Annotated in this window: 9 protein-coding genes; 2 read left to right on the top strand and 7 right to left on the bottom strand. The window is 33.5% G+C overall.

Annotated features, from left to right (window positions below):
- The first annotated feature begins 128 nt into the window (after positions 1-128).
- The gene (ruvC, locus tag CVIC12175_RS08270; RefSeq protein ID WP_086247438.1) at positions 129-599 is read left to right on the top strand and encodes a crossover junction endodeoxyribonuclease RuvC; all 471 of its coding nucleotides are present in this window, start codon (positions 129-131) and stop codon (positions 597-599) included.
- Here the strand turns inward: ruvC and CVIC12175_RS08265 are convergent.
- From CVIC12175_RS08265 to purB, 3 genes are all read right to left on the bottom strand, one after another.
- Positions 596-2056: an amino acid permease gene (locus CVIC12175_RS08265; protein WP_269466675.1), complete on the bottom strand. Its 1461-nt coding sequence runs from the start codon at positions 2054-2056 to the stop codon at positions 596-598. The two genes, ruvC and CVIC12175_RS08265, sit on opposite strands and share 4 nt — an antisense overlap.
- A 65-nt stretch (positions 2057-2121) precedes the next feature.
- Complete coding sequence (locus tag CVIC12175_RS08260) at positions 2122-4500, bottom strand: ribonucleoside-diphosphate reductase subunit alpha (RefSeq protein ID WP_086255997.1); 2379 nt, start codon at positions 4498-4500, stop codon at positions 2122-2124.
- Positions 4501-4515: 15 nt separating this feature from the next.
- A complete protein-coding gene (purB, locus tag CVIC12175_RS08255; RefSeq protein WP_086303047.1) occupies positions 4516-5847 on the bottom strand; it encodes an adenylosuccinate lyase in 1332 nt (443 codons plus the stop codon).
- Positions 5848-5925: 78 nt separating this feature from the next.
- Here purB and CVIC12175_RS08250 point away from each other — a divergent pair, with 78 nt between their 5' ends.
- Entirely contained in the window at positions 5926-6903 is a 978-nt protein-coding gene (locus tag CVIC12175_RS08250) for a pseudouridine synthase family protein (RefSeq protein ID WP_086257283.1), read from the top strand.
- Here CVIC12175_RS08250 and CVIC12175_RS08245 read toward each other — a convergent pair.
- From CVIC12175_RS08245 to hisF, 4 genes are all read right to left on the bottom strand, one after another.
- On the bottom strand, positions 6900-7121 hold the full coding sequence (locus tag CVIC12175_RS08245; protein ID WP_086256000.1) for a hypothetical protein: 222 nt from the start codon (positions 7119-7121) through the stop codon (positions 6900-6902). The genes CVIC12175_RS08250 and CVIC12175_RS08245 overlap by 4 nt on opposite strands.
- A gap of 213 nt (positions 7122-7334) precedes the next feature.
- A complete protein-coding gene (gene rlmN / locus CVIC12175_RS08240) occupies positions 7335-8411 on the bottom strand; it encodes a dual-specificity RNA methyltransferase RlmN (RefSeq protein ID WP_086257284.1) in 1077 nt (358 codons plus the stop codon).
- Positions 8408-8917 carry a phosphorylase family protein gene (locus tag CVIC12175_RS08235; RefSeq protein ID WP_086257299.1) on the bottom strand — a complete coding sequence of 170 codons (510 nt, stop codon included), beginning with the start codon at positions 8915-8917 and terminating at the stop codon, positions 8408-8410. Before CVIC12175_RS08235 ends, rlmN begins: the two co-directional genes overlap by 4 nt.
- 47 nt (positions 8918-8964) lie before the next feature.
- Positions 8965-9726 carry an imidazole glycerol phosphate synthase subunit HisF gene (gene hisF / locus CVIC12175_RS08230; protein ID WP_086254679.1) on the bottom strand — a complete coding sequence of 254 codons (762 nt, stop codon included), beginning with the start codon at positions 9724-9726 and terminating at the stop codon, positions 8965-8967.
- Positions 9727-9733 lie beyond the last annotated feature (7 nt).

Here is a 9733-nt window from a genome sequence, read left to right as displayed (position 1 = left end):
CATATTCCCTTTAAATTTATTGGCTAATATTTTACTAAAAATTTAATTAAAAATGACTTATTATGGTATTATTGCGGTTTGAATTCAAATTTAGATGTGAATAGTGTGAATAACTTTAAAGGAAATATGTGAAAATCTTAGGAATAGACCCTGGAACTCGCAATTGCGGCTATGCGATAATTGAGAAAATTGGCAATAAAAAAACTTTAGTTGAAGCTGGACTTATCAAAATAAAGCAAGATGATTTACAATTTCAAATAACTCAGCTTTGTGAAGGCCTAGATCTCATATTTAAGGCTCATAAAATTGATGCAGTAGCAATTGAGGATATATTTTTTGCGCATAATCCAAAAACAGTCTTAAAACTAGCTCAATTCCGTGGCGCTCTATCTCTTAAAATTTTGCAAATTCATGGTGAATTTGCTCAATATACTCCACTACAAATTAAAAAGGCTGTTACAGGTAAAGGAAAAGCTGCTAAAGAGCAAGTAGCATTTATGGTAAAAAAGATGTTAGGAATAACTAAAGAGATAAAGCCACTTGATATTACAGATGCAATAGCAATAGCTTTAACTCATAGTTTTAATATAAAATCTTAATAGTCGTAGCGTTTTAGATCGGCTTGGAGTGGATCAATAGCTTTACTTTTAGTTATAAGTTTATGTCCAGCCCAAATAAGTAAAAATAGCCATAATCCAATATAACTAGTAAGAAGTGCGACAAAATCTCTACCTTGTATTAAGGCTTCATAATTTTGCCCAATTATTACAATTATACACATTATAAGTGCTAAAATTGGCCCAAGTGGGTACCATTTTGCTTTAAATGGTAGATCATTTACATCTTTACCTTGAGCGATGTAGGCTTTGCGGAATTTATAATGTGACCAGGCTATACCTGCCCATGTGATAAATCCAGCTAAAGCTGAAGCATTAATAAGCCAAAAATATGCCGCACCATCGCCTAAAAGTGAGGTCAAAAAGCAAGCCGCACCTATAGTAGCAGTAGCAATTAATGCATAAACTGGAACACCTCTAGAATCAGTCTTAGCAAATATTTTAGGAGCTTTTGAACTTTTAGCTAAGGCATAGAGCATTCTAGTACTTGAGTATAATCCACTATTTCCAGCGCTAAATATTGCAGTAAATATAACAGCATTCATCACGCTAGCTGCAAAGGCAATTCCAGCTCTATCAAATAAAATAGTAAATGGACTTTGAGCTATATCTGTTTCGCTATTTTTGAGCAAATTTGGATCTGTAAAAGGTAAAAGCGTACCAATGATAAAAATAGCAAATATATAAAATAATAAAATTCTCCAAAATATTGCATTTATAGCTTTTGGAATACTTTTGTTTGGATCTTTAGCTTCTCCTGCAGCAACTGCTACTAGCTCAGTACCTTGAAAACTAAACCCAGCTACCATAAAAACAGCCAAAATACCTAATGCTCCACCGACAAAAGGCGCGCTTTGTCCAGTAGTAGTATCTTCTAAAAACCAGTTATTAAATCCGCTAACATGGCCATTCATAATACCAAAAATCATAGCCAAACCAAGCATAATAAAGGCTATTACGGCTAAAACTTTTATCAGTGCAAACCAAAACTCACTCTCGCCAAATGTCCTAACACTAAAGTAATTAATTAGTAAAATTCCAGCTAAAAACGATCCTGACCAAATCCAAGCAGGTACATCAGGAAACCAAAATTTCATAATAATAGCCGCAGCTACAAGCTCGGCAGCAACTGTAATAGCCCAGTTAAACCAGTAATTCCATCCAATAGCAAATCCAAAAGATGAGCTAATAAATCTACTACCATACTCATGAAAGCTTCCAGCTACAGGCATATATGTAGCTAATTCACCTAAGCTTTGCATTAATAAATAGACCATAAAGCCTATTAACGCATAAGCTAAAAGCGCTCCACCAGGTCCAGCTGTAGCAATAGTATTGCCACTAGCAACAAAAAGTCCTGTTCCAATAGCACCGCCAATTGCAATCATATTTAAATGGCGTGAGTGCATTGCTCGTTTTAGTTTGTTTTGATTTGACAAGATAATCCTTATTTGAGTTAAATTAGAAGATTCGTAGCTAAGATTATTTTAGCTACGAATTAAATTTATTGACACCCTTCACATTCAATGCTGCGATCAATTGGTTTATTGTCTAGTTGGCTTGAATCTGGGCTTTCGCTTCTTAGATAGTATGTAGATTTTATTCCTAAAGACCATGCAAGCATATATATATCGCTTAGATATTTTCCACTTGCTTTATCTAGGCTCATAAAGATATTTAGACTTTGACCTTGATCAATCCACTTTTGGCGGATTGCACCAGCTTTTATGAGTAATCTTTGATCTAGCTCATAAGCTGGAGTATAATATTGCCAAGTATCTGGACTTAAATTTGGAACTACACATGGAGTCATACCGCTTAGATTTTGTTCAAACCATTTTCGCTTATAGACTGGTTCTATTGTTTGAGTTGTACCTACTAAGATACTAATGCTTGATGTTGGTGCAATTGCCATTAAATAGCCATTTCTTATACCATCTTTTTTGACTTTTTCTCTTAGTTTGCTCCAGTCGCAATTTCCTTCATCAAATAGACTTCCACCACGATTTACTAAGGCTTTTGCATTTTGGTTTGCTAGATCGATTGGGAATATCCCTTTTGACCAATTTGAGCCTTCAAAATCTGGATATACACCCTTTTCTACAGCTAGATTACTTGAGGCATAGATAGCATTATAGCTGATATTTTCCATAATTTCATCTATCTTTTCTAAATGTTCGTAGCTACCCCATTGTATCTGTTTAGTAGCTAGCATCTCAGCCTCACCCATTACACCTAGACCTATTGAGCGACTAGCTATGTTAGTATGTTTGACCTTAGCGTGAGGATAAAAATTTAGATCAATAACATTATCAAGCATTCTAATGGCAATTGGCGTAACTCTAGCTATATCTTCAGGAGTATTAATCTTGCTTAGATTTATACTAGCTAGATTACATACGGCTGTTTTGCCATCTTTTAACCCTTTTTCTACTATAAATATATCTTTATTATTTAATCTATCTAAGGCAGTAATTTTTTTAGCTTTTTTAGTGTAGCCGCCATCTACGGTTATATCGCTATTTTCATCAAATAGATCATAACTTCCATCTGTATAGACTACCTTTGTTTGGTAGTAGTTTGGCTCTGTATTTTGAAATATCTCAGTACATAAATTTGAACTTCTAATTATACCTTTATGTGAGTTTGGATTGGTTCTATTTGCACTATCTTTAAAGCATAAAAATGGCATACCGCTCTCAAAATAGCTTGTAAGTATCTTTTTCCATAACTCTTTTGCTTGTACTACGCTTTTTGCTATATCTGGATGATTTTCATACTCTATATATTTTTTATTAAATTCATCTCCATATAAATCGCATAAATCAGGTGTATCAGCTGGATCAAATAGAGTCCAGCGTTCATTTTTTTCTACTCTTTGCATAAATAGATCATTAATCCATAACGCTGGGAATAGCTCATGAGCTCTACGGCGTTCTTCACCTGAATTTTTCCTAAGATCTAAAAAATCACTCACATCCATATGCCAAGGTTCTATATAAACAGCAATAGCACCTTTTCTAGTACCAAGCTGATCTACAGCAACAGCAATATCATTTGTAACTTTTAAAAATGGAATTATTCCACCAGCTGCGTTTTTATGCCCATCAATGCTGCCACCCATTGCACGGACTTTAGACCAATCCCAGCCTATACCGCCACCAAATTTAGATAGCAAAGCCATCTCTTTATAACTATCAAAAATTCCTTCTATATTATCAGGGGTGCTACCTACATAGCAGCTTGAGAGTTGATGTCTAGTAGTTCTAGCATTTGATAGAGTTGGTGTAGCAAGCATTACTTCAAATTTGCTGATTATATCGTAGAATTTTTTAGCCCAGCCTTGAGAGTCTAGCTCATTTTGTGCTAAAAACATTGCAATAGCCATAAACATCTGCTGTGGTAGCTCTATTGGTTTGCCATTTTTATCTTTGATAAGATATCTATCATATAGAGTTTTTATACCCAAATATGTAAATTGCATATCACGCTCAGGTTTTATATATGCATTTAGATCTTCTAGGTCATATTTTTCTTTAAGGCCTAATAGAATTCTGCCTTCTTGTTCAGCTTTAATTAGATAATCTTGAAGGCTATTATATCCACTAAATCCAGTAGCTTTATGATATAAATCATATAAAAATAGTCTAGCTGCAACAAATGTCCAGTTTGGTCTATCTATATCAATCTTATCTACTGCAGTTTTGATAAGGGTTTGTTGTATCTCTTCGGTTGTTATATTATCACGAAATTGAATTTTTGCATCAACTTCTAGTTCGCTTAGACTGACATTATCTAGACCTTCAACTGCTTCACTTGTATATTTTTTAATTTTAGAGATATCTAACTCTTCTGTTCTACCATTTCTTTTTATAACTTTCATCTATTGTTATACCTCTTAAATTTCAAATACACGCTTAAATATCGCATCTACATTTTTAGTGTAGTAAGAGTAATCAAAGCACTCTTTTATCGCATTTTCATCTAGTTTTTCTCTTAACTCGCTATCATTTAGTAAATTTTGTAAGAATAGACTCTCTTCATTTTCATTAATCGCTTTTTTGCCTTCTTGTAAGTCAGCCCATACTTTCATAGCATTTCTTTGAACAATTTTGTATGCATCTTCTCTGCTTACTCCAAGTTTTGGTAGTTCTAAAAGGACTCTTTGAGAAAATACTAATCCACCAGTTAGATTTAAATTTTTCATCATATTTTCTGGATATACGACTAAATTTGCTAGTAGCCCATTTAGTCTATTTAGCATAAAATCAGTTGTGATAAAAGCATCTGGTAGGATAAATCTCTCTACGCTTGAGTGACTGATATCTCTTTCATGCCATAGTGCTACATTTTCCATTGCTGGAATAGCATATGATCTAATCATTCTACATAATCCTGTTACATTTTCACTTAGTACAGGATTTCTTTTATGTGGCATTGCTGAGCTGCCTTTTTGTCCTGGAGAGAAGTACTCTTCTGCTTCATAAACTTCTGTTCTTTGATAATGGCGGATAGCAACAGCTATCTTTTCGCAACTGCTAGCTAGTATAGCAAGAGCTGAGATAACTTGAGCGTAGCGGTCTCTTTGTATTACTTGATTGCTTGCTGGGGCTGGATTTAGACCTAGATTTTGACATACTAGTTCTTCAAGTTCAAGTGGAGCGTGTGCAAAATTTCCCATTGCTCCGCTAATCATACCTGTACTTATTACTTTTTGAGCATGCATTAGTAGCTCGTATGCTCTTTTAATCTCATCATGCCATATTGCAAGCACTAGACCAAATGTTATAGGCTCACCATGAATTCCATGACTTCTGCCTACCATTAGAGTATTTTTATGCTCATTTGCTCTTATTTTGATTGTATTCATTAGGGTTTTAACATCATCTAAGATTAGATCCATACTATCTTTTATCTGCAAAGCCACAGCTGTATCTATGCAGTCGCTACTAGTCATACCAAAATGGACAAATCTGCTCTCATCTCCAAGACTCTCGCTAACGCTTGTTAAAAATGCTATAACATCATGTTTTGTAGTTTTTTCTATTTCATCTATGCGAGCAATGTCAAATTTAGCATTTTCGCAGATCTTTTGACAATCACTATCTGGAATAAATCCTAGCTTATTCCAAGCTTTTACTGCTGCTATTTCGACTTTTAGCCATGCATCATATTTGGCTTGTATGCTCCATTTATCACTCATAACTTTTCTAGCATATCTCTCTACCATTTCAGAACCTTTTTTGCTGATTTTTTATATAATAAATCTAATATTATATAAAAAATGTTCTAAAAGTTAGGTTAATAAATGGCATATGTTAAGATGAAAATTGGTGAATTTATCGGGCAGAAAACTTATCAAATTTTGTTATCACGTGGCTATACAATGAGCCAAGCTCAAAAGCTTTGCGATAAGGGTAGATTAATTGATAAAAATGGTGTGACATTAGATAAAAATAGTACTATAAATGGTGAATTATTTTTTATAGATTATGAGTGCAAGCCAGTGGGAATAAAGCCGATTTTTGAGTGTGATGAATTTGGAGTTTTTGATAAACCAAGTGGAGTTTTAACTCATCCAAATGGTAGGAATTGTAACTATAGCCTATGTGATGAAATTTGGAGTTTATGGGGAAGAGAAGCTTCTGTAGCACATAGATTAGATAAAGAGACAAGTGGAGTTATTGTAGTTGGCAAAAGTATAGAAACTACGAAAAAGCTTAAATCAATGTTTGAAAATAGAGAAGTTTTTAAAAGTTATTTAGCTTTAGTAAATGGTAAAGTTGAAGTAGATAAATTTGATAAATTTAAATTAGAAAATTATATTGATTTTATGAGTAAACTAGATTTTATTGATAGCAATAATTGGCTTATCATTGATAAGGCAATGGATCTTGCTAAAGATTATAATGATATTAAGATTAGAATGCAAATTTGTGATAATGGCAAGCGCGCTGTAACTCTATTTCGTCCGATTAAATTTGATTATAAAAGGAATTTAACATTGGTTGAGTGTATCCCGCTTACAGGGCGTCAGCATCAAATTAGACTTCATATGTTTTATGTGAAACATAAAATTTTAGGTGATCCAATTTATGGGCTTGAGCGTGATGATATAGAGCGAATTCTAGATGGCAAGATGAGTGAAAATGAGCGTATTGACAAAACTGGAGCAAATAGGCTTATGCTTCACTCCAATCGGCTTAAATTTAACTATAATGGAGCTAAATTTGATATCAGCTCCAAGATGGAATTTGGATTAAGTCCATTTGCGCAAATGGATTAAAAACCTGGGTCAAATGGCAAATTTTGTCTATAGAAATCATCGGTACCTAGACTTCTCATTTGAGCATCTCTTTTGCGATTTCTATTTTCTCTTTCTAGTTCATCAACTCTATCAGATAATCCTTGGTATTCATAACTAGATGAACCATAGGATAAATCATATGCATTAGCAAAGATAACACTTGCAACTAGGGTGATGAATAGGATAAATTTTTTCATAATTACTCCTTTTTTTGGTCTAAAAAGAGTATTCTACCCCCCCCCTAACTTAAAATATGATTAAAATTACTATGAAAATAGTTAAATTTTTAAAAAGATAAAATTGTATTATATTCTCTAGATATACAAATTTATTTTTCAGATTTTATCACATATATCATTCCGATTAAGCCAATAGCAACGACAATGACAATAAAAACAAGTTGAATTATATCAAGCAGTGGCACTATTTTCTCCTTTACTTCTCTCTTTTAGCTGACCACAAGCAGCGCTGATATCAAGTCCTTTGCTCTGTCTAATTGTGCATGTAACACCACGAGACTGCAAATAATCTCTAAATTTTTCTACATTTTCTTGAGATGGTCTTTGATATGGACTACCCTCATGTGGATTAAAGAGAATTAAATTTACCTTTGCTTTTATCCCATGAAGTAGTTTGACTAAAGCTTTAGCATCATTTTGACTATCATTTACCTTATCCATTATAAGATATTCAAACATAACTCTCTTTCTCATATCTATAGGAAATCCACGCACTGCGTCCATTACGCTAGCGATATTGTAGGCTTTATTAACTGGCATTAGCTTTTCACGCAACTCATCTGTAACAGCATGTAGTGATATTGCTAATAGCACGCCAAGATCAAACTCACCAAGCTTTTTAATCTGGCTTGCTAGTCCGCTTGTGCTGATAGTTTGACGGCGTGCGCCAATTGCTAGACCATCATTATCTTTTAATATATTTACAGCTTTTGCCACATTATTTAGATTATCTAATGGCTCTCCCATACCCATATATACGATATTTACTCGTCTTTCATATGGTATTTTATTTTCTCTTTTAATCCATAGAATTTGTCCTACGATCTCACCAGCAGTTAAATTTCGTATGAAGCCTCCTTTGGCTGTTAAACAAAAGCTACAACCCATTTTACATCCTACTTGAGAACTTACACAGATTGTATATCTAGCATGTTTTTGCGTTTTGCCATTTTCATCTACAATCTCTTCTTTCATCGGTAGTAGCACACTTTCAATTGTTTTGCCATCTTTAAGTTTAAAAAGATATTTTATACTTCCATCGCTACTAATCTCATTTTTGATCATCTCTAGTGGTTCTATATAAAATTCATACTTTAAACTCTCTCTAAGATCTTTTGGCAAGCTACTCATCTCATCAAATGATCTTGCATTTTTTTTATATATCCACTCATAAATTTGCTTTGTTCTAAATTTTGGCTGGATAAATTCAGACAGCTCTGCCTGAGTGTAATCAAGCAAATTTTTCATATAATTCCTTTTGATTTTAGATATTTTGTGATGTTTTCTTTGGCTTGTGGGTAATTTTGTATGAAATTTTCATGGGCATTTTCATCGCAATAGTTAGTTGCACATAAAATTGACTCAAATTCAATTCCAAATTTAAGCGCAACACACTTTATACTATAAGCTTCCATATTTTCAGCTGTGAAACCTAAATTTTTAAATTTTTTTGAAATTTCAGCTGAATTTGTAATGAAGTTTGATGAATTTATTAAAATTGTTTTTTGTGAAACATTAGGTAAATTTATCTTGATAGGAGTGTAGCTAAGCCCCATAATTCCACTAATTTCATAGTTAAATGCTAAAGAACTTTGGTAAATTTTAAGCAAATTTTCATTGCCATAAATTCCGCAACTCCCAATAAATATAATCTTTTTTGGTAGCTGTTTTAAATTAAGTAAAATTTTAGTTAAATTTATTGCTGGTTCAACCATTCCAATACCGACAGCTTTGGCAAATTCAAAACTCTCCATCGCTCCAGCACAAACAATTAAAATATCGCTATTTAATCTATTTAGATTCAAATTCTTACCCCAATTCCATTATCTCTTAAGAACTCTTTGAGTTTTAAAATCTCAATCTCTTTATAGTGAAATATGCTAGCTGCAAGCGCTGCATCGGCTCCATTTTGAAAAGCTTGTAAGATGTGCTGCATTGTGCCTGCTCCTCCACTAGCAATGACTGGAATTTGGACTGAGTTTGATATGGCTGATGTTATGTTTAAGTCATATCCGGCCTTAGTTCCATCGCTATCCATAGAAGTTAAAAGTATCTCTCCAGCGCCTAAGTCATAGACTCTTTTAGCCCATTGTATCGCATCTAGTCCAGTATCTTTTCGTCCTCCATGAACAAATACATTATAACTACCTTTATCATTTTTTTTGACATCTATGGCTACTACGATACATTGAGAACCAAATTTATTAGCAGCTTCATAAATTAAATTTGGATTATCTACAGCTGATGAATTTAGGCTGACTTTATCACAGCCTACATTTAATAGCCTTGATATATCATCTATTTTACGAATCCCTCCACCTACAGTAAGTGGGATAAATAGTTGTTTTGCGACCTCTTCTACGACATGGACTATGGTATCTCTTCCATCGCTACTAGCTGTAATATCTAAAAAGCATAACTCATCTGCACCTTCGTCATTATATCTTTTGGCTACTTCGATTGGATCGCCAGCATCTTTTAATCCTACGAAATTAACACCTTTGACTACTCTTCCATTATTTACATCCAAGCAAGGTATGATTCTTTTAGCGAAATTTTCCATTTTTAGA

The organism is Campylobacter vicugnae (assembly GCF_002139875.1).
Taxonomy (GTDB): domain Bacteria; phylum Campylobacterota; class Campylobacteria; order Campylobacterales; family Campylobacteraceae; genus Campylobacter; species Campylobacter vicugnae.
The sequence above is the reverse complement of the archived record's forward strand: the minus strand, read 5'-3'. Positions and strand labels throughout refer to the sequence as shown.